This is a genomic window from Pirellulales bacterium, assembly GCA_036499395.1.
Lineage (GTDB): Bacteria > Planctomycetota > Planctomycetia > Pirellulales > JACPPG01 > JACPPG01.
This window is the reverse complement of sequence record DASYDW010000056.1, coordinates 1-25,515: the sequence shown is the minus strand read 5'-3', so window position 1 is coordinate 25,515 and position 25,515 is coordinate 1. Positions and strand designations below refer to the sequence as shown.

Annotated in this window: 19 protein-coding genes; 5 read left to right on the top strand and 14 right to left on the bottom strand. The window is 61.6% G+C overall.

All coding sequences use genetic code 11. The features are described 5' to 3' along the window. Positions 1 to 96 precede the first annotated feature (96 nt). Complete coding sequence (locus VGN12_08120) at positions 97 to 1,917, bottom strand: glycosyltransferase family 39 protein (protein ID HEY4309402.1); 1,821 nt, start codon at positions 1,915 to 1,917, stop codon at positions 97 to 99. Next, positions 1,914 to 2,948, bottom strand: coding sequence for a bile acid:sodium symporter (locus VGN12_08115; protein HEY4309401.1), 1,035 nt, complete (start codon positions 2,946 to 2,948; stop codon positions 1,914 to 1,916). The genes VGN12_08120 and VGN12_08115 overlap by 4 nt, the downstream gene beginning before the upstream one ends. Before the next feature lie 158 nt (positions 2,949 to 3,106). Here VGN12_08115 and VGN12_08110 point away from each other — a divergent pair, with 158 nt between their 5' ends. From VGN12_08110 to VGN12_08090, 5 genes are all read left to right on the top strand, one after another. Beyond that, positions 3,107 to 3,448, top strand: coding sequence for a hypothetical protein (locus tag VGN12_08110; GenBank protein ID HEY4309400.1), 342 nt, complete (start codon positions 3,107 to 3,109; stop codon positions 3,446 to 3,448). A 207-nt stretch (positions 3,449 to 3,655) separates the two neighbouring features. Further along, positions 3,656 to 3,832, top strand: a complete 177-nt coding sequence (locus VGN12_08105; protein HEY4309399.1) for a hypothetical protein — start codon at positions 3,656 to 3,658, stop codon at positions 3,830 to 3,832. A gap of 1,042 nt (positions 3,833 to 4,874) precedes the next feature. Beyond that, the gene (locus VGN12_08100; protein ID HEY4309398.1) at positions 4,875 to 6,557 is read left to right on the top strand and encodes a thiamine pyrophosphate-dependent enzyme; all 1,683 of its coding nucleotides are present in this window, start codon (positions 4,875 to 4,877) and stop codon (positions 6,555 to 6,557) included. Between the two features lie 236 nt (positions 6,558 to 6,793). Next, positions 6,794 to 7,984, top strand: a complete 1,191-nt coding sequence (locus VGN12_08095; protein HEY4309397.1) for an aminotransferase class V-fold PLP-dependent enzyme — start codon at positions 6,794 to 6,796, stop codon at positions 7,982 to 7,984. A 214-nt stretch (positions 7,985 to 8,198) separates the two neighbouring features. Further along, positions 8,199 to 8,531: an iron-sulfur cluster assembly accessory protein gene (locus VGN12_08090; GenBank protein HEY4309396.1), complete on the top strand. Its 333-nt coding sequence runs from the start codon at positions 8,199 to 8,201 to the stop codon at positions 8,529 to 8,531. Positions 8,532 to 8,643: 112 nt separating this feature from the next. On the opposite strand, the gene VGN12_08085 is transcribed toward VGN12_08090, so the two are convergent. The 12 genes from VGN12_08085 to VGN12_08030 all read right to left on the bottom strand — a co-directional run. After that, positions 8,644 to 10,437 (bottom strand): thioredoxin family protein, encoded by a 1,794-nt coding sequence (locus VGN12_08085; GenBank protein ID HEY4309395.1) that lies wholly within the window; start codon positions 10,435 to 10,437, stop codon positions 8,644 to 8,646. 164 nt (positions 10,438 to 10,601) lie between these two features. Continuing rightward, the gene (locus VGN12_08080; GenBank protein HEY4309394.1) at positions 10,602 to 13,013 is read right to left on the bottom strand and encodes a penicillin acylase family protein; all 2,412 of its coding nucleotides are present in this window, start codon (positions 13,011 to 13,013) and stop codon (positions 10,602 to 10,604) included. Positions 13,014 to 13,192: 179 nt separating this feature from the next. Then, positions 13,193 to 14,176 carry a UDP-glucose 4-epimerase GalE gene (gene galE / locus VGN12_08075; protein HEY4309393.1) on the bottom strand — a complete coding sequence of 328 codons (984 nt, stop codon included), beginning with the start codon at positions 14,174 to 14,176 and terminating at the stop codon, positions 13,193 to 13,195. A 197-nt stretch (positions 14,177 to 14,373) separates the two neighbouring features. Next, entirely contained in the window at positions 14,374 to 15,372 is a 999-nt protein-coding gene (locus tag VGN12_08070; GenBank protein HEY4309392.1) for a GGDEF domain-containing protein, read from the bottom strand. A 59-nt stretch (positions 15,373 to 15,431) separates the two neighbouring features. Beyond that, positions 15,432 to 16,622, bottom strand: coding sequence for a glycosyltransferase family 4 protein (locus VGN12_08065; protein HEY4309391.1), 1,191 nt, complete (start codon positions 16,620 to 16,622; stop codon positions 15,432 to 15,434). Then, positions 16,615 to 17,676 carry a glycosyltransferase family A protein gene (locus VGN12_08060; protein HEY4309390.1) on the bottom strand — a complete coding sequence of 354 codons (1,062 nt, stop codon included), beginning with the start codon at positions 17,674 to 17,676 and terminating at the stop codon, positions 16,615 to 16,617. Before VGN12_08060 ends, VGN12_08065 begins: the two co-directional genes overlap by 8 nt. A 29-nt stretch (positions 17,677 to 17,705) precedes the next feature. Further along, entirely contained in the window at positions 17,706 to 18,944 is a 1,239-nt protein-coding gene (locus tag VGN12_08055; protein ID HEY4309389.1) for an O-antigen ligase family protein, read from the bottom strand. A 41-nt stretch (positions 18,945 to 18,985) separates the two neighbouring features. Continuing rightward, entirely contained in the window at positions 18,986 to 20,053 is a 1,068-nt protein-coding gene (locus VGN12_08050) for a GNAT family N-acetyltransferase (protein ID HEY4309388.1), read from the bottom strand. Between the two features lie 53 nt (positions 20,054 to 20,106). After that, positions 20,107 to 21,462 (bottom strand): hypothetical protein, encoded by a 1,356-nt coding sequence (locus VGN12_08045; protein ID HEY4309387.1) that lies wholly within the window; start codon positions 21,460 to 21,462, stop codon positions 20,107 to 20,109. Positions 21,463 to 21,526: 64 nt separating this feature from the next. Continuing rightward, positions 21,527 to 23,788, bottom strand: a complete 2,262-nt coding sequence (locus VGN12_08040) for a glycosyltransferase (protein ID HEY4309386.1) — start codon at positions 23,786 to 23,788, stop codon at positions 21,527 to 21,529. A 36-nt stretch (positions 23,789 to 23,824) separates the two neighbouring features. Continuing rightward, complete coding sequence (locus VGN12_08035) at positions 23,825 to 24,958, bottom strand: sugar transferase (GenBank protein ID HEY4309385.1); 1,134 nt, start codon at positions 24,956 to 24,958, stop codon at positions 23,825 to 23,827. Positions 24,959 to 24,993: 35 nt separating this feature from the next. Then, the coding region (locus tag VGN12_08030) for a P-loop NTPase (protein HEY4309384.1) at positions 24,994 to 25,515 on the bottom strand (522 nt) is incomplete at its 5' end.

Below are 25,515 nucleotides of genomic sequence, written 5' to 3'. Positions count from 1 at the left end.
CAACGGTATTACAAGGCTACAGGGCAATCCAAGAGGATGGACAACTGAAAGATCGATCTTTGGGGTCATGCACCGACGCCCATCGAGCGATCGCGCTCACTCCGGCAGGAAAAACAGCGGCAACGCCTCCCCGTTGTAGCGCACCTGTTGCCATTGTTTGCTGTCGTCGGCGTAGAACGGGAAGCGGCGTAGATAGGGGAGATTGCCCTCGTACGGTGCGACGAAGTGGATGTTCATTTCGCGCAACCGCCGGCGAACTTCCGTACCGCTCGTGTTCGGGTCAAAGACGAACGATACCTCGGGGCTCCAGGCCATTACCGGGCGGACGCGGGCGCGCTTTAGTGCGGTGGCCAGGTAACTGTCGTCGGTCAGCACGGCCACGTCCGGCAGTCCGCTGCCGGCCACGGCTTGCGCCGCGAGCACGCGCGGGCCGAGCACGTCGTCCGGGTAATGGATCCGGCTGATGACCGCGGTGCGGAATCCGGTCGGATGGAACGGCAGCGTCCATGCCCCCAACGTTGCATAGAGGGCCACGAGTGCCATCGGCGCGACGATGCCGACGCGGAACAGTTGCGGGCGCCGTAGCGCGAGCCGCGCCAGTGCCGGGCCGCACGCCCCGGCAGCGATGGATAGTGTCAGGTAGACTGGCGCGAACATTCGGACGGATAGCGAGATGCCTCCCAGCGTAAACGGTAGCGCCATCCGCCACGCGACCAGGGCCAGCACAGCGGCGATCGCCAGTCCGATCGTCTGCCGGCCGGACAGCTTCAGACCAGCAACGCCGAGGACGATCGCCACGGGACCGCCGATCACGGCGCGCAACACAATCTCGGCCCAGCCATCGGCAGTCTGTAATCGTGCCCCTACCAGTTCGCGATAGACGTCGTGCAGTTCGACGTGTACCTGGTTTGTGGGCAGGCCCAGGTGGAGTATGTCGAACGGATAGAGTGGATTTCCGGTGAGCCACCAGATGCGCAAGTACCACGGCGCCGCAACAACGGCCACGGTCAGAGCGTACAGCGGCAACAGCCGGCGCGTCTTTGGCGCGAGGGCCAGCACCGCGAACCCGCCCAGCGACAGGAGCAGTCCGTATTCACGCGTCAGCGCCCCTAGCGCGCCGAACAATCCGGCCATGACCACGTAGCGACGCTTGGGGTCGGCGACGGCCGCGAGCGCGAAAGCCAGTTGCCCGGCGTACGAGAGCGCCGTGTAGCCCGTGTCCTGACCGATGGCGACGCTGCCGATAAAGAGCGGAGTGCTGGCCAGGCTCGCAAGCGTCACGATGCCGCCCACGGCACCGAAGCTAACCCGCGCCGCGCCGTAGACGAGCAAAAAACAGGAGAGCGCTTGCAGCATCACAGGCACGGACGTCAGTTCCGGTAGCGCCGCGCCCCAGGCCGCGTACAGCCACCAATAGACGCTTGCGACCAGCGGAGGGATCGCATCGGGATAGACGTAGTGCGTGAAATCCTCGGCCGTGAGGGGCGGATAATGCGCAAGCCCCTGCTCGGTCAGCATCAAGCGCGCGAGCCCCTCCCAGCGGTAAACCGTATCAGGTCCGCTGAGCGGATACATGCTGGTCCGCACCAGCAGGCCCACGAGCACGAGTGCCACTTGCACAGCGCCCGCAGCGAAGAGCAACTTCGCGCCACGGCCGAGCGGTGGTTCTGTCGTTTCATCGCGCGGCGCGCGTCGTCCGAAAAATAGCCCGGCCAGCGCGACGACCGTCACGATCGATAGCGGCGGCGCCACAGTGCAAAAGCAAACCGGGGCGCCGGTGAGGGCGAAAGCAATTACCGCCATCACGATCATCAGCGCCGACAGCGGGAAGGCGGCACCCCAGGCGAACGGCACTCGCAAGGCTCGCGCAAGCGCATAGCCCGGTATGAACAGACCGATGATGCCGATCGCGATCATGTATTGCTGGTTTGCGCGGGCCTGCGCGAAAGGGCGTAATCCACCACACCTGCCACCAGATGCTGCACGAGATTGTAAAAGATAATCGGTAGCAGCACGCGTGGGTGATCGGCCAGCGCCATCGAGGCCAGAACCAGCCCGGTCCCGTTATTGTTCATCCCCAGGCCGAACATCAGGGCGACCTGATCCGCGCGGCTGACGCCGAGCAGCCGGGCGATGAGCCAACCGGCGCCGAAGTTCGTGGCGCACAGCATCACGGTAATCGCCAGAATCATGGCCAGGAAATCGGCGTCGGGGTTGGCGACCGACTCGGGGAGCGAGACCGCGGCGTTCGAGTAGTTCAACACCAGCAGAAGCAGCAAGTTCGCCAGCTTCAGATTCGGTTTTACCCGGGCTACGCGCGCCGGGCCGGCCAGCCAGTGTCCGATGATTCCCAGCGCCGAGGGAATGATAACCGACACGGCCAGAAACCAATTCGTGCCACTGGTGGCCAACTCGTGCAGATCTTCGGAATAGTCTCCCGTCGTCATCAGCCCCACGGCATGCAGAGCGACAGGCGTCGTAAGCGGGCTGAGGAATGTCGACCCGAGCACGAGCGCCAGGCTGAGGGCCATGTTGCCATTGGCATTTTGCGACCAGGCCGTGGACGAGCCGGCGATAGGCATGGATGCCACGAGTGCCAGTCCCACCAGCACGTTTTGGACTTCGTCCGGATTGTGCCAGATCCGCAGCGACATCATCGCCAGCGCGATGAACGCGATGGGAATGATCAGATTGCCGAGCAGGCCGAAGATGAGTCCGCGCGGACGGCGGCGAATCTCGTTCAACTCGGCCAGTTCGACTCCCAGCCCGGCGTTAAAGAGCAACAGCCCTAGCATCATCATCGGCAGGCTGACGCCGCGGAACGCGGTCGAGCGGATCCACAAGCCGGGGCCGGGAAAGAAGCCAGCCAGAACGTAGGACACAACCAACAGCAGGATGAACCGCCGGTGCAGGAAGTGCGAGACTTTGTGAAAATGATCAGCGAGCACGATTGGTCCTGTTGTCGTTTTCTGTAGCTGGCCTCGGCGAGGCCGGGATATCGCGAGGCCGCTTTCCCCGGGGTCGCAGATCCCGGCTAGAGACGTTGTGGTTCTCTTGTCCTGAACGACGCCGGTCCTTGATTTTTACTCCGCCGCGACCTTGAATAGTGTCAATCGTACCTGCGGCGGGCGTATCGACCCAGGCGGTGGTCGTCTTACAATCAGGCAAGACGAAGTTGTTCGGGCGTGAGCTCTCCCGCGCGTATCCCACAGAAGGTCGTGAAGTGAACCAACCAGAGTCCCCCAATCCGCTGCGCTGGGTAATTGTCTTGATCGTGGTGGGGGTAGCCGCCTGGGGTGTGTTCCACGCTATCGGCGCGTACCGCTTCAACCACAATCCGGCCAGGCCGCTGATGGTGCTGGGATGTGTGGCGGCCTACTTGGGCTTCTGGGGCCTGATGCTGCGCAACCGGCGTGCGCGCCTGGCGCGGCAGTCGAAGCAGCGCTAGATTCGAAGCGCGCCCCCGACAAAATGTCGTGTCGGGCCTTCTGATCGTGGTGGCAGTTTGGCGGCTCGTGCCTGACAGCGATGGCCGCGAACGCTGTCGCGCTCCCAGGGCTCTTTTTTCAGGGTATGCCAAAGGGCATATATTGGAGACATTGATTAGCCGACTAGAATCGGCTCGATAATTACTAAAGCTGTAGGAGGAATGCCAATGATTCGGTTCGCGAGCCCCTCCGTCGCAGAAGCTGTTCGTGACGATGGCAAAGTTCCTACGTTTGACCGTTCGCGGTATGGGATGATCGGTCCTGCGGCAGGTCTTGTCATTTATGATCTTTCGGAAATCGAAGCGCGGTTGAAAGCGACAGCAGAAACGGCAAGCACCAAGTAGCATTGCCGATTGCATGATGTCCCAACGCATCGAAACAAACGCTGTCACCGAGCACCAGCTTTACATGGTGCTATTCATTACGAGCGCGGGCGGCGTCTAACGCCGTTCTCTAACGCGGTCCTCGTATGTCGTGCTCTTGAAATTCTGAGAATTGCGCTTGCATCAATGCGCAATTCCTTCTGGCCATTTTTCGGCCTCTTACTTGCGCAGGAATCGTATGCGTCGGCGGAGACGCAAATATAAGGATGCGCGACTCCATCAAGAGGAGATCTCGCGCCGACATGCTCGCGCACTGCGAAATGCCGAGGAAACAGCTGGCCGGCAGTTCGAGATTGGCTCCATCGAATGGCGAGCGGTCGTCGATCGAATTACGAAGGATTTAGCCGGCCATTAGGCACAGTCAGAATGAATATCGAAACAACGCTTAGATGCCCGAAGTGCTTCCATGATGCCGCACAGGTTGTCGGCAGCAAACCGGATTTCGACGGATCGGGGCAAGTCGTCTCGACGACGTATGACTACCGATGCTCGGTCTGCGGCCATACCTTCCAATGGCGAGACAAGCCCGATGGCGAAGCAACCTAGCCTGTCATCTGAAGCACTCCGTAGAGGTAGTTAACGTCTTCTACCGATATCTTGCACTGCCCTCGAATGTTCCAGCCATAGCAGGTCCTAAATAGAACGAGCCGGCCGCGGCATTCCCGGCCGGCTCATTTGGTCGAAGGTTTACGACGTCTTCGCCCCCCCGGGGGTTCTAGGGGCAGTCCAGTGCGCCACGCATCCGACCGCCACGAGCGCGAACAAATACGGACGCGGATTGAACATGCCTCGATTGAGCGCAGTAGCTAGAATTAGGGGCCGGGATCGCGATCTCGACTCCGAGGTGTTTTGAGACGTTTCGGGATGTGTCCGCCGATCAAAAGAGTCGGCCTTTTCCGGTGTTTTAGGAATAGTTGGCATATCACTTGCCATTTAGGGATAATCCGCGCCGGCGGTGATTGCGCCGTCACGCACGCGGATGCCTGGCAGAGGAGGCCCTTCGATGACGCGACTACACAGTGGGATTTCATCCGGACGGTACCTGGAGCGCAAGCCGGTCGATCAGCTCTCGATCGGCGAGTTTCTGATTCAGCGCCTGCAGGATTACGGCATTCGCGACATATTCGGCATTCCGGGCGACTACGTGCTGGCGTTCTATTCGATGCTGGAGCACAGCCCTATCAATGTGGTCGGCTGTTGCCGGGAAGATAACGCCGGTTTCGCAGCCGACGCTTACGCGCGCGTCAACGGCATGGGGGCGATATGCGTGACGTATTGCGTCGGCGGTTTGAGCGTGGCCAACAGCATCGCAGGGGCGTATGCCGAGAAATCGCCGGTGGTGCTGATCACCGGCTCGCCGGGCATGCGCGAACGGACGAACAATCCGCTGCTGCACCACAAGGTGCGTGATTTTCGCACGCAACTCGAGGTTTTCGAGAAGTTGTGCGTGGCGGCGACCGAGTTGGTCGATCCGGTCACGGCCTTTCGCGAAATCGATCGCGTGCTCGAGGCGGCCGCGCGCTACAAGCGCCCGGTGTACATCGAGATTCCTCGCGACATGGTCAAGGTCGTGCCGGGCGTGCCGTATGAATTTCGCCGGGCCGAACCGGTGAGTGACCCGGACGCGCTGGCCGAAGCCGTGGCCGAGGCGACGCGATTCCTGAATGACTGCCAGAAGCCGGTGATCCTGGCCGGCGTCGAGATTCATCGATTCGGCCTACAGGACGAGCTGTTGAAATTGGCCGAAGGGTCGCAAATTCCGATCGCGGGCACAATCCTGGGGAAGAGTGCCGTGCGCGAAACGCACCCGCTGTACGTTGGCATGTACGAAGGGGGGATGGGGCGGGCCGAGGTCACGGAATACGTCGAGGATAGCGATTGCCTGATGTTACTCGGGGCGTTTTTGACCGATATCGACATGGGCATCTACACGGCCAATCTCGACGTGTCGAAATGCATCTACGCCACCAGCGAAGAGCTTCGCATTCGCCACCACTATTATCACAACATCGTGCTGGCCGATTTCATTCGCGCGCTGGCCGCGCAGCATCCGACGCCCCCGGTACGCCCGGTGCCACCGCATCGCAACGGTGCGAAATACACGCTGCAACCGCAAGCGCCAATGACGATCACGCGGTTGATCGCGCGCTTGAACGAGGCGTTGGACGCGAACACGATTGTGATCTCGGACGTAGGGGACGCGTTGTTCGCGGCCACGGAATTGACGACGCATGCGCGGACGGAATTCATCGGTCCGGCCTATTACACGTCGATGGGATTCGCGATCCCGGCTTCGCTAGGAACGGGCGTGGCGCGACCCGACATGCGGACCGTGGTGCTGGTCGGCGATGGGGCGTTTCAGATGACGTCGAACGAACTGTCGAGCATTGTGCGGCATCGGTTCGACCACATTGTGATCGTGCTCGACAACCAGGGATACGGCACCGAGCGTTACCTGCACCCGGGCGAATTCAACGAGATTCATCCCTGGAACTACTCGAAAATCACCGAGCTATTCGGCGGCGGCAAGGGCTATGTCGTGCGGACCGAAGGAGAGTTCGACGCCGCATTGATCAAGGCTTGGGCCGATAACAGCGGCATGAGCCTGATTCATGTCCATCTGCCCGTCGACGATTGCAGCCCGGCCTTGGCCCGATTGGCCGAGAAGCTGAGCAAAAAGGTGTAGGGCGTTTATTCCCTAGGGCCAGTACCTCTGAGGGAAAGTGTCTCTGCAGGGCAGTGTCCCATCCGTTGTCAGACGTCGTGCGCGCCGGTGGTGGCCACGTTACACCATAGGCTGACGGTTGGCGGCTGGCTAAAATCTGGCGAGGGAATCGTCGGGGCGTCGAACGGTGCTTTGCATGGTTCGACCGCGGCGGCACGTCTGCGTTTCTTTTCGGAACAGGGCGAAGAATTCACTTCATGGTCGATCTACCGGTCTACATGGACAACCACGCGACGACGCGCGTCGACCCGCGCGTTGTCGAGGCGATGTTGCCGTACTTCACCGACCAGTACGGCAACCCCGGCAGCGTCAGCCATTCCTTCGGCGGCCAGGCCAAGGAGGCTGTCGATGCGGCGCGCGCAGAAATTGCCGCGGCGATCGGCGCCAATGACCGCGATATCGTGTTTACGAGCGGTGCCACAGAGAGTAACAACCTGGCGCTGCGCGGGATCGCCGACCGTGCACGGCGCAAAGGAAGTCATTTCGTCACGGTCACGACCGAGCATAAGAGCGTGCTCGATCCGCTGGCCAGGCTGTCGCGGCGCGGTTACGAAGTGACGTTACTGTCGGTCGAGCAGGCCGGAAGCGAGCGGGCAGGGCTGGTCGACTTGCAACGTTTGAGCGAGGCCATTCGGGCGGACACGATTCTCGTCTCGGTGATGCTCGCCAACAACGAGATCGGCGTGATCCAGCCGCTGACTGAGATCTCGGCCATCTGTCGCGAGCGAGGAGTTCCGTTGCATTGCGACGCGACGCAGGCCGTGGGGAAGATACCGGTCGACGTCGATGTGCTGGGCGTCGACTTAATGAGCTTCACCGCGCACAAGATTTACGGACCCAAGGGGGTGGGCGCGCTCTACGTGCGGCGGCGAAATTCCGCGGCCCGATTGCAGCCGCAGATCGATGGCGGCGGTCAAGAGGGAGGGGTCCGCAGTGGCACGCTGAACGTGCCGGGCATTATGGGATTCGCCCGAGCGGTGTCGCTGTGCCTGGCCGAGATGCCTGAGGAGCGTGTGCGCCTGGCTGGCCTGCGCGACCAGTTGTATCGGGGGCTGGTCGAGCGATTGGAAGGAGTGACGCTGAACGGCCCGCTCCTGACGGACGAGCGGCGGTTGGCAGGCAATCTCAACGCCAGCTTCGCGTACGTCAACGGCGAGGCGCTGATGATGAGCATGCAGCGGCTGGCGGTCAGCTCGGGAAGTGCCTGCACCTCGGCCAACCCGGAGCCCAGCCATGTCCTGCGAGCCTTGGGGCTGGACGAGGATCAAACCCGGGCCAGCCTGCGGTTCGGCCTGGGGCGATTCAACACGTCCGACGAGGTGGAGTTTGCCGTCGGGGCCGTGGCCGAGGCGGTCAGCCGGCTACGCAAACTCAGTAGCCTGGCATAGTTCGGGCATTTCTCGGGTAGGAGAGACGCCGGGCGGGCGTTCGATGGCCAGTCGCGGGGGGCGGCCTTCGATTCTCGGGGGAATCGGGGCCGGTTTCCGAGCGCAAGTTCCGTGGCGGATTGCGCCCTTCCCTTTCGGGGAGGGATCGTATAATTAATCACATAAACCGGTTGCGAAAATCGAATACCAACCCTCCCGGAGGCTTCGGACTGATATGGCAGTTTTGCTGAGTGAAAAGGCCGCGAACGAGGTCAAGCGCATCATCACCGAGCAAAAGCTCGGACCCGAGACCGTGCTACGTGTTGGCGTGGTCGGCGGCGGATGCAGCGGCTTCCAATACAACCTGGGCTTCGATAAGGCGTTCGACGAAAAGATCGACTCTAAATTCGAGTGCCATGGCGTGCCGGTTGTCGTCGACAAGAAGAGCGCCTTGTACTTGGACGGCACAACGGTCGACTTCTATGACGGCTTGGAGAAGCGCGGCTTCACGTTCGACAACCCGAACGCCGTGAAGAGCTGCGGTTGCGGCAGCTCGTTTCAGGCTTAGCGGCACGCGCCACCGGCGCGCCTTGAAATTGAATACACAAATCGGCTGCGCGAACAAGTTTCGCGCAGCCGATTTTATTTTGCGCAGATTAAAAACCTGCTGAGTTCCACGCTTAGCGTTTCTTCTTCGTCGCCTTGTTTGCCGCTTCGGCCACGGGATCAACCGGGTTGATCACCGAGTAGAAGCCGAACATCATTTCGTCCCACGTCTGCTCGCCCCAGTTCACGGTGGTATTGGGATTGGGGTTGGCCAGGTTGTCGGACGAATTGTCGAAGTAAGCGGTGCAGATCATAGTGCTCCCCTTCGGGATCTTCTTCGGCTCCTGAAGCATGTACCACAACTGCCAGTTGAAGTCGTAACGCGGCACGTCGAGCAGAATCTCGTTAGTGCCATCGGGATGAATCAGCTCGTAGCGGAACGACTTGCCCCGCAGGTGCATGTGCGGGTTCATGCCCAACAGCGTTGTATCGCGGCGGAACTTGTGCCGCGCGGTGACCTGGTGGTTGGCCTCGTTGGGAGGAATCGTGAGTGTCATCTGTCCGCAACTCGACCCCAGCACTTCGTGCGTCACTTCCTCGGGCTTGGCATAGACCAGGCCGACGTAGCTGCGATCGTCCTGAGCCTTGCCGTTGGGGGTGTAGTGGCACTGAAATACCAGCTTGGCCCCGGCAGGAATGCGTATCGCGGCGCCGTTTTCCAGGCGTCGCGGCGTCATGCCGGGCGCATACGCCATCTGCGGATCGCCGAAGTCGAGCGAGCCCTGCTGCTGGATGAACACAATTACGTGATGCACGACGGCTGGATTGCCGGCTTTGACCTCGGCCTGCTTGATCCAATGATCTTCGGTGAAACCGGGATCAACGATGAAGTGCTTGTAACTGACGATCCCTTCGGCCGGCACCGTGTATGGTTCGTCGCGCATGTAGAAAATCTGGTCCGGCTTGTCGATGCCCCAACCCTCGGCGAAGTGAGCGGGCTCGGGCAGGTCGGCTTTGTCCCCTTCGGGGCAACCGTTCTCGATCCAATGATCCAACAGCGCGATCTCGTCGGCGCTTAGCGAAGGATTGTTCTTGAAGTTGCCGTGATCGGGCGCGGCCATCCACGGAGGCATGCGCCGTTCGTGGACGACTTCTTTCATCATCTCGGCCCAGCCGACGGCCTCGTCATAGCTGGTCAGCGAGAACGGAGCGATTTGTCCGTCGTGGTGGCATTCGACGCAGCGGGCCTGCAAAAGCCGCGCGATCTGCTTCGTATAAGTGACGTCGCCTTTCGGGTTGGGACGCTTCACGCGGCCGATCAAGCAGCCGGGAGATTCGGTCACAGGCTCGCTGACAGCTTTGCCGGCCAGCAGCTCTTCGATGGCTGTGGAAAGATCGCTACGGCCGACCTTCTTGCGCTGATAGCCAACGCCGTACTGATCGTCAATGCGGCCCCAGTAGCGCACCACGCGATCGCCATCGAGAACAAAAACCTCGGGCGTACGCACAGCGCCAAAGCGATCCGCGATTTCGTTGGCCGGATCTTTCAAGACCGGAAACGGAATCTCCATCCGCTGCGCATGAGCGGCCACCTCGGTGATCGAGTCTTGCTGATTCGAGTTGACGCCCAGGAACGTTACTCCCTGCGGCTTCCACTGGGCCGACAGTTCGGCCAGTCGCGGCAGATAGGCATTCGCCAGCGGGCATTCGGTGCCCAGGAACGCAACCACGACCAGCTTCGCATCGCTGTAATCCTGTAGCGTTCGGGTTGTGCCACGGGCGTCGTGCAGTGAGAAGTTGTCGATCTTGCGACCGACGCGAACTTCGTCCGCACCCGAGTCCTGCCCCCAAAAAGCGATCGACATGCTCGTCAGGCAAAGAGAGAGAACGCCAACAGCGCGGCGCGAAGAGTGGATGGAACCGTTCACGATTGGTATCTCCTGCCAGAAAGGTGACGCATGTGCGCAGTATCGCCCAATTCACGTACCGCCGCGCCAGGCCACTGTAGAGATTAAAAGTCTGGCGTGCGAAAAGCAATCGGAATCTAACTTAGGTGCGGGCGTCGAGCGGCTTTCCGATTTGACGAAGCGCGTTACGCCGCCGGCTTGAGCGTCAGCGTGTGAACGGTCTCGCCGGGCAAAAAGGGCTCGGCCTTGCCGTCGGCCCAGTTGGCGTGTTCGTCGCGATAGTGGGGCGATAGCGGATGGCCGCTTTGCCCACACGGCATGTGCAGGTAGCCATCTTTCTCATGCCCTGGCGAGACGGCCATGCGCTGCGAGGCCCCCATCGCCGGAGCCTGGATCCGCGGCATGTTTTCCGAATCGCCCGGCAGCGGCTGGGCCGGCATATCGAGCCAGGTGGCCAACGCCGGCAGTGCCATGCTCAGCGGGTGTTGAATGTGCGTGGTGTTATACGCGCCCCAGGTGTAATCGGAAATCTTGCCGTTGTTCTTCGTGGCATCGTCGATCACATCGTCAACGGCCGCTAGCAAAAGCTCATCCCAGGTCTTGAAGCGCGGGTCAATCAAATGCTCGGGGCGCTCGGAGACGAGTCGCCACAATGGCCCTTCGGTGCGATCGAGCTTGACGATCGAAAACTCCTTATCGATTTTCTTGCAGGGGCTGACCAGCACGTCCGAAAGCTGCGTCAGAAGCCGCCGGCGGAATGTCCGCACGGCGCGAAAGCCGACCGAATCAATCGACGCGTGACCGCCCCAGTGGTCAACGTAACGCCGTAGCTCGGCGCGCTTCGTATTGTCGGCCACCGCATCCTGAGACAGCACTTCCATCATCAGCTTCTGCCAGCGCTCGAGGAATACGGCCTTGTCATCGAGCTGGATGCGCAGCATGTCGGCCTCGTTCGCCTGGTTGAGCGTGCGCAGGTCGTCGCGGATTTGTTGGGCGCGCGCTCCCAGGTCATATCCGCCGTCGCCGAGCGTGACGAGCATGTCATCGCTGACGACGCGACCGTTGGCGGTCCACAACCGGCCGTCCTCCGGCTCGACGACGCGTGGATATTCCTCCGGCGACAGCCAGCCGTCCCAGCGGTGCGAACCATCGGCCCACGACGAGGGCAAGCGTCCGTCGAAGCCGACACGCTTGGGAATACGTCCCATGATGGTCCAGGCGATGCGTCCCTTGTCGTCTGCGACGACGAAATTCTGCGCCGGCGAGCCACTGAGGTTTGCCAATCGCAGGGCTTCTTCCAGCGTCTCGGCCGCTTCGATCTTTAACAGGCCCATGTTCACCCCTTCTGGATCGTGGGCCACCCAGCGTTCGACGCGCGGTCGACCCTCGCGGTCGTGATCCATGACCGGTCCCCAGATCGTCGAAACGACGTCCATCGTCTCATCTGGCGAGTCGGCGACGTGGATCGTCTCTTCGTGATGCTCGAATTCGCGCGGGCCGTCGGGAGTGAGATATTTGTTCCTGTCGTTGGGATCGACGTCGACGAGTACGACATCGACCCAGTCTCCTTCGCTGTTGGTGAAACCCCAGGCGACGTGCCCGTTGCTGCCGACGATGACGCCGGGCGTACCGGGAAGCGACACGCCCGTGATCTGATGTTCCTTGGCAGGATCGTTTGGTTCGTTCCAGGCGAGTGATGCGCGATACCAGATGTGCGGCACGCGAATGCCCAGGTGCATATCGTCGGCGATCATCGCGCGGCCGTCGGCCGTACGCTTGCCGGAAACGGCCCAGTTATTACTGCCCAAGTGAACGTGGGCTTCGGGGGGGAGCGTGCCGCGCGGCTGCAGATAGGCGACCGCGTCGGTGTCGAGCTTGCGCGTGTCGAAAACTTCCGGTCCGGGGATGGGGGGCGCTTCGAACGCCTCGCCGTGGATCGGCGCGTCCCATTCGGTGCCGCGCGGCGCGAGAAACTCGGCCAGCGGGTGAGGTAGCACGTTATACAACATGCCGAGCGTCGCTTCGTCCCGATAATCCTCGCCTTGCAGGTCGATATACATCGAGAACATGACCAGGGCGCAGTCCTCGGGCTGCCAGGGCGCCGGTTCGATGCCCATCAGCAAATACTCGAACGGTGGTGCTCCCAACGATTTCAGACCCGCGTTCACACCGGCGGTGTAGCGCTCGATAGAACGCTGCTCGTCGGAGTTGGCCTTGGCGAGTACGCCTTTAGCGACGTTGCGAAAGCGGTGGATGCGCACCTTGCGATCGTTTTCGACGAGCTTGGGTCCGATCAATTCGGCCAGTTCCCCTGCCGAGTTGCGCCGCAGCAGGTCCATCTGGAAATAACGTTCCTGAGCATGCACAAAGCCCAGCGCAAAGGCGACGTCGTCCCGGCTGGCGGCGCGGATCGTGGGGATACCGCGATTGTCACGTTCGACGGTCACCGGGCCGGACAATCCGTCGATGGCAACTTCGCCGTCGAGCTGTGCCAGACTGGCCGCGACCTGTCGATGAGTCCACCAACCGGCCCCCAGCACGACGACAAAGGCGACGATCACCAACACGGCCAAGATCCGCAAAATGCGTTTGCGCATAGATAGCATCAACCTGGCCCGGGCAAGGCCACATAAAAAGGGAGGGAAAGCGCGCGATACGGGACGAATGCCGTATTCTCAGCCAGCGGCGAGAAGGCCGCAAGTGGCGGTGCGCTTGTCGAAAGCCCGGCGGACTTGTCGTATAACGGCGACCGCGTCAGGCGCTGCGCTGGACACGGCTACTCGCCATACCCGTTGGGGTGTGTGCGGTGCCATTGCCAGGCCGTGGCGACGATCTGTTCGAGATCGTTGTAGGCGGGTTGCCAATCGAGTTCGCGCCGGGCGCGGGTGGCGTCGGCGATCAGTTCCGGCGGATCGCCAGGGCGGCGCGGGCCGACGACGGCCGGAATCTTGTGCCCCGTTACGCGCCGGCAAGCGTCGATCACCTCACGCACGCTGTAGCCACGGCCGATCCCCAGGTTGCATAAAATGCCGTGCCCGGGGCGTAAGCGTTCAAGCGCCTTGATATGGGCCGAGCCCAGGTCGTCGACGTGGATGTAGTCGCGGATGCAGGTGCCGTCGGGCGTGGGATAGTCTTCGCCGAAGATCGTGATCGATTCGCGCTGGCCGAGGGCAACCTGTAGTACGAGCGGTATCAAGTGCGATTCCGGTTTGTGGTCCTCGCCGATCTCGGCGTCGGCACTCGCGCCCGAGGCGTTGAAATATCGTAGCGCGGCGTAAGCAAAGCCGTAGGCTCGCGCGTAATCAGCCAAGGCGTGCTCGACCACCAGCTTCGTAAAGCCGTAAGGATTGATCGGTCGCTGCGGCGTGTCTTCGGCGATCGGCGTATGTTCGGGAGCGCCATACGTGGCCGTGGTGCTCGACAACACAATGCGAGTCACGCCGGCGGCGCGCATCGACTCGAGCAATGACAGACTCGAGGCCAGATTGTTTTGGTAATAAATCGCCGGGTTCGCGACCGATTCCCCCACGAGCGAGAAGGCGGCGAAGTGCATGACCGCCTCGATGTTCTTCTCGCGCAAGGTGCCTTCCAGGAGCGCGCGATCGTTCAGCTCGCCCACAATCAGCCGGCCGGTCGGGACGGCTTGCCGGTGGCCCAGGCAGAGATTGTCGTAGGACCAGACGTCGTGTCCGGCGCGCGCGAGCAACCGCACGGCGTGACTGCCGATGTATCCTGCTCCGCCGGTGACAAGTATCCGCATGGGCTCGCTAACTCCTGATGTGTACGGCGATGACTGGCCCTGCGATCCGGGCCAGTGATCATTCAACCCAACTATGGCCCGCTCTCCGAGGGTCGTCCAACCGCGGCGCCCGAGTCCCGCGATACGGTCCGATTGTTATGGGTTATAGCGAATGCGCGGACCACCGAATGAACGTTGTTACGCGCGGCGCGGACCGGTTATCGCGAGGGGCGACGGCCGGCACGTTTGGCCCTATACATGGCCTGGTCCGCCGTTTCGAGCAGATCTTGCGTTTCCGCCGCATCGTGCGCCACGGCCAGGCCGATGCTTGCCGTGACGATCAATTGCCCGTCGGCCAAGGCGATGGGGATGCGAATCTCGGTCGCGATACGTTCAACCATCTGCTCGACCTGCTGCTGCGAGCGGACCGCGTGCAGCAGGACGACGAATTCGTCACCGCCGTAGCGCACAACCAGGTCATCTTGCCGGACGCAGTTCAGTAACCGCTGAGCGATTTCGCGCAACACGCGGTCGCCGGTCAGGTGGCCGTGCGTGTCGTTGATGTCCTTGAATCGATCGACATCCAGAAACAGGATCGCCACCGGCGCAGGTTCGCTGCGCATCTGGCGCTCGATCGTTCGCAACCGCGATGCCAGGCGCGCCCGGCTGGGTAATTCGGTCAGCGGGTCGCGTGGATCGGGCTCGATCGCCGGCGGCACGATGACTTCCGGTGTCACGACTTCGCGCACCGCGGCCACCAACAGCGACTCACCTTCGCTGGCGACGCGCCGCCAGCGGATTTCGACTTCCAGGGCCTGCCCGTCCTTGGCGCGTTCGACGCCCCGCGCGGCCAGGGACGCCAGTTCGGCATCATCCTGATGCAACTCGACTGGATCAATTCCGGCGGATACCGCCACGACTTCATTCAGACGCATTCCGATCAGCTCTGCCACTTCATACCCTGTGCGCGTCGTGGCTGCGACGTTCGCAGCGCAAATGCACATGTCGTCGAGCGACACGAAGTAGACGGCATCGGTCGTCAAATTCAGCGCCGCGGCCAAGGCCGAATGAGAATTGCGCCAATGGATCCGCCCCAACGGTGCAGGGACGCTCGTCTCGACGCGCCCGGTGGCATCCGTTCGCTTTGATTCCGTTCGGCTGGGGGTCGCCACGGCCGAGGAGGGGCCGCGGCCAGTTTTCGATCCGCTAAATTTCATGCTTTGTCGCGCTGGTGGGGAGCATCAAGGTGTGATTTCGTACGCGATCTCGAGCAAGGTCAGGCGAGGGCTTCGACCTTGGCTTCGCTCGGGGCAGGTTGCTGCAGTGTGACTTCGTCATGTCGGGCGTCGACGATGCCGGCGGTGTCCAGAAAGACGCGGCGCATGTTTGTGAGGTGGCGTTCCCAAACGTACAGATCGAGGAACTTCTCGCGTCCCGCCTGTCCGAGGCGAACTCGCAGGGCCGGATCCTCGGCCAATTCCGCGATGCGATCTGCCACGGGGCTTGAGTCGCGCGGCTCGACCAGGAAGCCCGTCACTTCGTCATCGACGATCGTCGGAATTCCGCGCCAGCGCGTGGCCACGATCGGCAGGCCGTAGGCCATCGCCTCGAGCAGCACGACCGGGAACGCCTCGGATTCGTAGAACGTGGGCATCGAGAAGATATCGGCCCGCGCATAAGCGGCGAACTTTGCATCGCCGGTGAGCATGCCCAGGAATTTGACGCGATCCTCGACCCCTAGTTCTTTGACGCGTGCATGCACCCGATCGGCGAATTCCGGGCTGATGAACTGGCCCATGATCTCAACTTCGACCGGGACGCCGCGCTGGGCCAGTTGTGCCGCGGCTTCGATCAGGACCAGCACTCCCTTCGATTCGCGTAGCATCGCCACGAAGAGAACTCGCAGCGGGCGCTGCGTGCTGACCGGCGTCGTGTCCGTAATCGGGCCAGCGGGACAGGGATCGTCGATGCCGTTGGCGATCACGTATTCGCGATGGACGCGCAACTGTCGCGCGTCGTCGGGCGTTAGCTCCGAAAGGCGGATCCCAGCGTCGGCGTTGTAATACGCGCGCCGAAATAACCACCGCTGCCAGGCCGGCAGGCGCGGATACATTTCCGACAGCCCGCTGGCATGGAAGTGGAAGATCGTTTTCGCGAACAAGAAACGCGTGGGAAGCAGGATCGCGAAATCGCGGAACATGGTCACGCGGTTCGGTCCGGCGGGCGGGTAGTAAAGTATCTTCACGCCGCGGAAGATTCGCGCCCACCAGATGTGCGCGATGATCGGAAAAAGATTCAACACCTTTGTCCAACCAAAGCGGCCGACCTCATTGGCGTCGGTCGACAGCCGGATGCCGACATGATGCAGCTCGACGTCTGCAATGCCGCTATCGAGCAGCTTTTGCAGCATGATCGGCTGACCGAGATACGGCGGCGGCGTTTGACCAACAACCAGAACCTTAACCATAGACGTGTTCCTCACCATGAACGACGTTGTCGCTGTCGGGGATGATGATGGGGGACTTATTCTGGCTGGGTGCGGCCCGTTCTTGCGCGAGCGCCGCGCCGCCGGCCTCGGCCGCGATGTGATTACCGAGCATGCGGCGGCGCTTCGAGATCGCGAACTGCAGCGGACGCACGCTGACCGCGGATAGCGCCAGCAGGGCATAGCTGGTTGTGTACGTGGGATCTGTGCGGATGGCGCGCCAGAACAAGCGCCGCGCCAGGCCGCCGCGATCACGCATCGCTTGCTTGGCCCCATGAGCTGCGTAAGCGCAAGCCCGATCACGCGCCGAGAGTGCCATGAACTCGGGCATCTCGAGCACGCGGCGCTGCACCTCGAGCTCGGCGTCGAGGTTTTTGCGCGGGTCGGACGAGATTGTCATCCCCTTGTGAAAGCGATAGCAGGTCAAGGGCTCGTCAACGTATTGGAAGTTCGACCGTGCGGCCAACTGCCGCCACAGATCGTAATCCTCGCCGAATTCCATCCCTTCCTCGAAGCGAATGCCACGCAGTGCCGAGCGACGCACCATCGAACAGACCGTCAGGCAGCAGCGGCGGGCCAGCTCACCCAGGATGTGGCCGCTGGGACGAGGGCCGGGCATGCGATCGGCATAGAGCGCGATCAAGCGACCTTGCGAATCAATCAGTTTCGCATTGCCGTATACGACGTCGACGTCAGGCTGACGCTCGAGCACCGAGACGAATTCCTCGATGCAATTGGGCATCAGCAAATCGTCCGAGTCGAGAAACAGGACGGCGTCGCTCGTGGCTTCGCGGATGCCGGTATTGCGCGCCGCCGAGCGGCCGCGATTTGCCTGACGCAGCACGTGAACGGGCGCCCCGAAGCGCTCGAGCACAGCCGTCGTGTTGTCGGTCGAACCGTCGTCGATCACCAGGATCTCGTCCGGAACGCGCGTTTGCGAGAGCGCGCTTTCGATCGCTTCCACAACCAGATGGGCGCGATTGTACGTTGGGATGATGATGCTGACAGTCAGTCGTTTCTGGGCGGAGATTGACATGACAGGGTTTCCTTGGGCGTGCGTGCGAGTCACGCGGGGTGGTAGTTAAGATGCCGGGGTTCGTTCACTGAGACGTGTTCGGCCGCATGTTGCCCGCTTGTGCTCGCAGCCAGAACACCATAACCGCCTCCAATCAGGGCGAACAAAAGGTCGGTGTAGTAGATGTTGTAGAGAATCGTGTTATCTGTCGCACAACTGACCAGCAGCCCGCACCAGCCGAGAAAGGCGGCCACGAAGGCGCTGCGGGTTAAGCCGCGCGTGGTTTGCGTGCGACGATAGAGCACGACCAATTGCCAGAGCATGGTGGCGACGAAGATGAATTCGCCAATGATGCCCATTTCGAAGAAGACACGCAGATAGTCGTTGTGAACGTGGTTGATGTCTTCCCAGACCAGCGGGACGAAGTCGTACGCCGAACCGACCCCAGCGCCGAGCGCGGGATGAGTCCAGGCTTCCTTGTAGATTTCGGGCCAGGCCTCGAATCGTCCGGCACCGGCGTAATCTCCTTCGAAAGCTTCCGAGAGCTTACCGCTGCCGGACTCGAAGAATTTTTTCTGCACGATCGGCGTATAGAACAGACCAAGTCCCACCGCGGCCAGCGCGGCGGTGGCGGCGAAATTCGTCCATTTGCGGCGATACAGAGGGAACGCGACCGGCGCGATCAGTAGCGTCATTGTCGCCATGCGGCTTTGCGACAGAAGCGTCAACAGTACGCAGGCCGACCAGCCAGCAATGGGCCAAAACGTGCGACGTGGATAACCCGCAATATAGACGCAGCCGACCAGCGTCATCGTCAAAGCCGCTGGTCGAACGCGGGTCGAAATCCATTCCTCGTCGAAGCGACCCGAGAGGAACAGCATCGTAAACGCGGCCAGAAACAGAAACGTGATATTGAATGTCGAGAACAATCGTCGCAGATCATCGCGGGTGCGAATGACCGAAGCGGCGATCATGCCGACCAATACCGGCATGCACAATTGAATCGTCTCTTGCACGTTGCGCCGGCCGAGATTGTCGCACCACAGCAGCGTCATCCAAGCGTAGCCGCACCAGGCGAACCACGGCCACCAGGGCCTGAGATCGCCCCGGTGATCGTCCGAGGACCAGACGAACGGCAACAGCAGCAGGCCCACGGCAAACTGCGCCACCCATATCAAACCGGTGATGGTGAAGCCATCGTCCGAAGCTTTGAGTTCGAACGTGGACAGGCCAGCCAAGACCGGGGTTGCCAGGATGTACCAGATGCCGATTTTCTTAAAAACGTTCATAGCAAACTGCTTTGTTTAAGATCCGATGGATCGCGAATGCATTACTGGCATTCGCGCCAACTTTGGTAACGGTATAAAAGCGCCGCAGGAGTGCGGGCTGGGCCATATAGTCGCGAATAGCGGATGCGATCGCGCGTCCCCTGCCAGACGCGACGGAACAAAGTCGGCAGGAAGCGCAGATCGACCGTCCCCTCGCACACCTGGGTCGCGCCGCTCATGAAGCGCCGCTTGAAGCCTTCGGGCCCTTTGCCCAGGTCGATGCGCTTGATTCCCAGCGCCGGCAAGGCCCGAATCAGCTCGAACCATTGCAGCGTGCCTGGTGAGTATTGCGCCAACTCGACGTTGTAGGCGGGAAACCACGAGTGCAGCACATGGTTCGAGCGCAGGCAGAAATTGATCGCGGCGATCTTGCTGCCGGCGTAGAGGGTCGAAACCATGACGCCGAATTCTTTGCATGTATGCTCGAGCAGCACAGCGAACAAATCGCGCACCCAGTTGTAGGCGAACAGGTTTGGCGCGTTGGTACGAAGATATTGCTGTTCTTTCCAGCGGAAGCAGGTGGCGATCACGCCCAGATCGCGCGTGTCGAGTTCCAGCCGCAGCGGTCCTACCTCGCGTTCGATTTTTCGCTTGCGCTGGCCATATTCCGATCGTAGGCTGCGGCCGTTCTCGCGGGCTTGCATGTAACCGTCGAAGCCGGCGCTGAGATCGATAAACGGGGACTCGGCCCCTCGCCACACAAAAGGACTGTAGGCGCCGTTTTCGACCAACAAATGATCGAAATGCCAGGCCGACAAGCGGCAGGCACGCACCACCTCGGCCGGCTCGTAGCGAAATCCGGGATGCGCGATCATTGCCTGAAAGTCCGATAGCCGTCCGGCAACGGGCCGGCCCACGCGCCGCTTGCGCTGATAGGGGAAAAAGCCGATGGGTTGCTGCTGGTTTTCGAGCACCGCGACTTCGACGTCTTCTCGCACTTCGGCCACGGCTTGCGTGAACTCAGGCCGCAAAAACGGACTATCGAGCGCAGGGTTTGCGCATTGCATAGCGGCCCACGTCGTGACCTCGTGGGTTGCCAGCGCAAGTGGATTAGCATTGCGAATTTTCATTTTGAGCCCGAACTGCTCAGGGTGAAAATCGTGTCGAGTTTCGTACGTTATCTTCAAGCGCCGGCCGGTTGTGCCGGCATGCTGCGTAAAATTCCGACCAGTTTCATAGCGCGTGCCAGGGTGCCGACGGTCACCCCCATCACCGAAGCCTGCGCCGCCCCCAGCGCGCCATAGCGCGGCACGAGGATCGCTGCGGCGACCATCGTGATCGTGAACATGCAGATGTCGATGACGAAATTATTTTTCTGACGACCGATTACCAGCAGCCCCTGGGCGGCGATCATTCCCAAGCTGCCAGCCAATACGTTGACCGCGAGTGTTGCGACCAGCAGACCAGTCCCCCGAAATTCAGCGCCGTAGACAAACACCGGTATCCGATCGCCGGTGATGAAAATGATCGTGCCGAAGGTACCAATAGCGGCGATAAACAAGATTGCCATCACCAATAGCACGCGGCTCAAGCCGTGCGCACCGCGCGTGGCAAATGCTTCGGCGGCTCGCGGCATCAGGAAGTTGCTACCACCGAGGACCAACACATTGGTCACGCCGACGAGCGTGGCGGAAGCGCCGAATAGGCCAGCCGCCGCGGCACCGGCCGCGGAATCGACGATCCACGGCATGATGAAAGGAATCGTGTTGGTCAGCATGAAGCTGGCCAGCGACCAGCGCGCGATCGGCCACGTATGACGCAGATCCTCGAGTGCTCGCGTTGGACGCGGCGGGCGCGATTGCCAATTGCTGGCGATCCAGCCCAGGCTCGCCACGGCGCAGCCGGCTGCCATGACAGCGAAAATTCCGAAAAGTGTGAGCTGATGAAAGTAAGCGAGTAGTCCCAGCCCGGCGATTTGCACGGTCGAACTCGTGGCATCGATCGCCACGGCGGTCGGCAAGCGCAAGCGGGCGAATGCGAAGCGCCGCAGACACTCGCGCAACAGCAAGAGCGGCAGGGCGAAGGTCAACGCTTGCAGCCCGCTGGTCAGATGAGCATCTCCGGCGAACGACGAGTAACCAAGCGCCGCGAGAATGCCCAGCAGGCAGATTCCGCTCCACGACAGGTAATAGGTCCAAGTGCTCGAGGCGAACTCAGCCAGATCGCGACCGTGCCGCCGGGGCGAGAGGATGGCAAAGGGATTCGAGATCATGCATTCCTGCAGACCGATCGCCACGTAGACGATCGTCATCGTCAGGTAATATATTCCCAACACGTCGGGTGACGTAGCGCGGCCGACAATCACGGCGGTCACGAAGCTGGTGCCGCTGTAGATTCCCTGATCGATGATCGACATCAGGGCTTTGGCGGTATCGGATCGCCGGCCGACGTTAGAGCGGGCGCGCGAGTGTGTCGCAGGGCGGTCGAGAACTTCGACCGTCGTCAACACATTCGACGTTTCCACTGTTTCAGCCTGCATGGCGAACAAATTACCTGTCTGCGGGTCATGGACCGTTTGGCTCAACATCATGCTGTGAGGAAGGTCAGTCGCACCCGACCAGTTCTTGCTCGGCCGGCACTTCGACGGGTGACGCGGGGAGCGGGGCATCAACATGTTCGGCGGGCGCGGTGCTCTGCACCTTGCCACGACCAAACGTGCGGATCGTATGCGTGATCTCCGTGTACCAACCCCCGAGCTTGCCGGCCAAAGTTGCCGCCGTGTCATGCGACTCGACGCTGAATCGTCCCCAGCCAAGCGGATTGCTTGCCAGGTCGATCAAGCCCGGCACCGTCGTTAGTGCTGACGGAATATCGAGCTCGCGCACAATGTCCAGCATCTCTTGGTCGTGAATGCCATGCGGGAAGGCCAGCACCGGATGGCGCACGCCGAACTGCTCGTGCAGCATGTCGATGCTGGCTTGCATGTCGCGGCGGAAATCTTCGGGTCGGCCGAGAAACTTTTGATGCGTATGCGTGTGAGTGCCTAGCTCGATCATGCCGCTGTCGAGTAGTTTGCCGCATTCCGACGCGCTCAGAGGGCGCCAGGCGGTCACGGGAACGCCGCGCTGACCGCGAGATTTCCAATCGTCGAAGGGGAACGGTTCCGACTGATCAACGAACGCCGTGGCCAGGAAGATCGTGGCCGGTACGCCCAGCTTTTCGAGGACCGGCAGCGCATCGGTGAAATTGTTCTCGTAGCCGTCGTCGAAGGTGACGGCGAACACGCCCGCGGGAATCTTGACGCCGGCAGCCCGCGCTTGCAGCAAGTCTGACAAGGACCACGGCTGGAATCCTCGCCGTAGGAGCCCCGCGAGTTGCTTTTCGAGCTGCGCGGGGGTGATGTTCCAGGTCGGCGCGGGGAAGCCGGAGACGTTCTCCGTCACGCGGTGGTACGTCAGGATGCCGAAACCATTGCCGGGCCGACGTCCGCGCGTTGCTTGCAATGCTGCGGCAGCGCGGCCGATTCCCCACACCGCGGCCTCGCGGGCCAACAGCTTTGGCCGGATCGTGCTGCGCGGTTGCAAGGGGTGCGGCGCTGTCTGCTGGGCGTTTGCCGTGTCGTTCAGCACCTCGCGATAAACAATCGCAGTTTGCCGGCCCAGGTTGTCCCAAAGGTATTTCTTTGCTCGCGCGTAAGCCGCATTCCCTAGACGGGAACGGAGAGCATAATTGCCGCCGAACTCGACCAAGGCCGTGGCCATGTCGGCAACGACCTTGCGCGGCGTGCTAAGGGCGATCTTGATGCCGCACTCGGGTGTGACGATATCCCGGGCGCCTTGATGATCGAGGCAGATCACCGGCACTCCGGCTCCCATCGCTTCGAGCATCACCGTGCCCGAGTTGTCGCGCAAGCTGGTGAACACGAAGACGTCGGCCCAATCGTATTGCTGGCGCGCTTGAGCGTGAGGAAGCCAACCAGCCCATTCGATATGAGCATTGACGCCCAGTCGTTCGGCCAGTTGCTTCCATTGGGCCTCGAGCGGACCGCCGCCGACAACGCGAAGGACATAACGGAAATCGGCGGGTAGTTGCGCGAGGGCCTTGAGAAGCAATGTCAGCGCTTTGCGTGAAACGAACTGTCCGGACCAGAGGATCCGCAACGGTTCGTCTCCGCTGCGCGCGGGACGCGGTTGCTCGGCGACCGAGGCGATGCCGACGTCCAGAAGCTCGTGAGGCAGCACGCCGCGGCCCTGGTAGAACCGTTGGCAGGCCGTGGAATTGGCGGCCAGTATGGCTTTCGCGCGCCGCGCGGCTCGGCGGCCGCGCAGGCTGCAGTGCAATTGGAACGAATTGGCGATGCTACGCACCCCTTCGGTGAGTGCGCCGCGCAGGCCAGCTTCGCTGAGGAATCGCCACGGATAGTTGTGCAATCCGCCGATTGGTCCCCAGACGAACGGAGCATCGAGCTGCCACAGATACCCCGGCTCGCGAAATCCGGTGTTCGTGACATGGTGGATCAGATCGAACGGTCGTGTGGCCTGCAATTCCTGGGCGCGCTTCAGCACATCACGCTGCCAGTCGTGGTAGGCCAGCCACAAGCGCCCGCCCACGTGGACCGGATGCTTGTCGAAAGCCGCACAGGGGACGAATTCAAAGTGCAGATTCGGAATCGGCTCGTGCGCGGCCAGGTAATCGCGAATCTCGTATTCTTGCGGTCCTCCGTGCGTGATGACCCACGTGTCGTAGCGGAGGGCCGCTTGCAGTGCGCGGTTCCAGCCATTGGCCCATTCCGAGCCGTGCTTGGGACTGCACTCGAACGCGACCAGCAGCAAACGCGGCCGCGCAGTGTCAGTGTTGTCGCTCATCGTTAGCTCCAGATCAGGCCGCGGCGCAGATGCCAATCAGCAAGCACCCTTGCGAAGCATGACCGCAGGGAGCGTCTGAGCGATCAATTTCGCGTCCTTGACCAGCGACCGCGATTGGATATATCGCACGTCCATGCGAGCCCAATCATCGAACGAGACTCTCGAGCGCCCCTCGATCTGCCAAATACAGGTCAAACCGGGTGTGACATCCAAACGTCGTTGTTGCCAAGGCAAGCAACGTTCCGACTCGTCGCACGGCAGAGGGCGCGGACCCACCAGCGACATGTCCCCCAGCACGACGTTGATCAATTGCGGTAATTCGTCGATGCTCGTCTTGCGCAAAAAGCTTCCCAGCCGCGTGATCCGCGGATCGTTCTTCATCTTGAACGCCGGACCCTTCTGCTCGCTGAACCTGCGCAGCGCCTGCTTCTTGGCCTCGGCATCGACGCACATCGTGCGAAATTTGTAGATCTTGAACGGCCGCCCTCCCAGCCCGTGACGCATCTGCGTGAAGAACACCGGACCCGGTGACGTCACCTTGATGGCAATCGCGGCTACGGCCAGCAGCGGCGACAGGATCAGCAGTGCCGAGGCCGCGCCAACCAGGTCGATGGTTCGCTTCCAGCTGGGCATGGACTGTTCAAAAAAAAATTGAATGGCCTGTGCCGCCCGCGGGTCATCGTCGTCGGCGCCGACGGGTGCGAACTCGTCGTTGCCACGTCCGGAAGTCTCGCCTTCACGGCGGTCCGTCTGCGGGTTCTGGTCATCGGGCCGACTGATACGCCCGGCCGGGTGGACATAAACGTCGCACTGCGGACGCGGCTTGTTGTTCGGCAGCTTCGAGCAGATATCGTCGGCCACGCGCCAGGCGCCTCCGGCCGATGTTTCCGGCAAGACCACACCGATGCAGTGCGGCCCCAACATGCCAACGTCGTCGGTCGTGCGGATACGCTCCTGCGCGATGCGGCCTAACTCGGCCAGGTAGGCGTTGTCGGTCGTTTCGCTGCAGGTGAAGGTCACCAGCGTGAACATCGTATTCCCGCGATCGGCGCGCATCCGCTCGCGATCGAGGATGTTGCGCATCCGTTCGATGGAGTTAAGGAACTCGAGCGACGACAGGCCCGCCTCTCCGCGGAGAAACGTCGTTACTTTTTTTAGAAAACGGATCATCTTCCTAAAGTTCCGCAAAAAGGTGGCGAAGTGGTTTACAGCCTGTCGTACAACCATTCAGGAATGTGCTGAGGCCTTTTGTTGAGAATGACTCCCAGCAGGTTCGCCTGGGCCTGCTGCAGACTCTTCGTGGCACGCTGTGCCGATTCGAAGCGAGTTTGTTCGGCTTCGACGACCAGCACGACGCCGGCGAGCAATCCGGCCATGGCCAAGGCCAGGCTGGAGTCAGTCGCGGGCGGCAGATCGACGATGACCAAACCGTATTCGTCGTTCAGGTCGCGCAGTAGTTGCGTCATCCGCGGCCGATCGAACGGCAACGGCTTCAGTTGCTCGGCGTCGCGGCACGACAAGAGCGACAGGTTCTCATAACGCGAAGGGACGATGCCCGACGAGTCCGAGTCGGTCGCCGTGGCAGCGTCGTAAATGCCGAGCTGGCGCCAGGCACGCAGGGTACCCGCCCGCCCGGCGTCGGTAGTATTCATGTCCAACAGCAGCACGCGTTGCGGCGACAGGCTGGCCGCGGTGAGCGCCATTTCGGCGGCCACGGTGCTGACGCC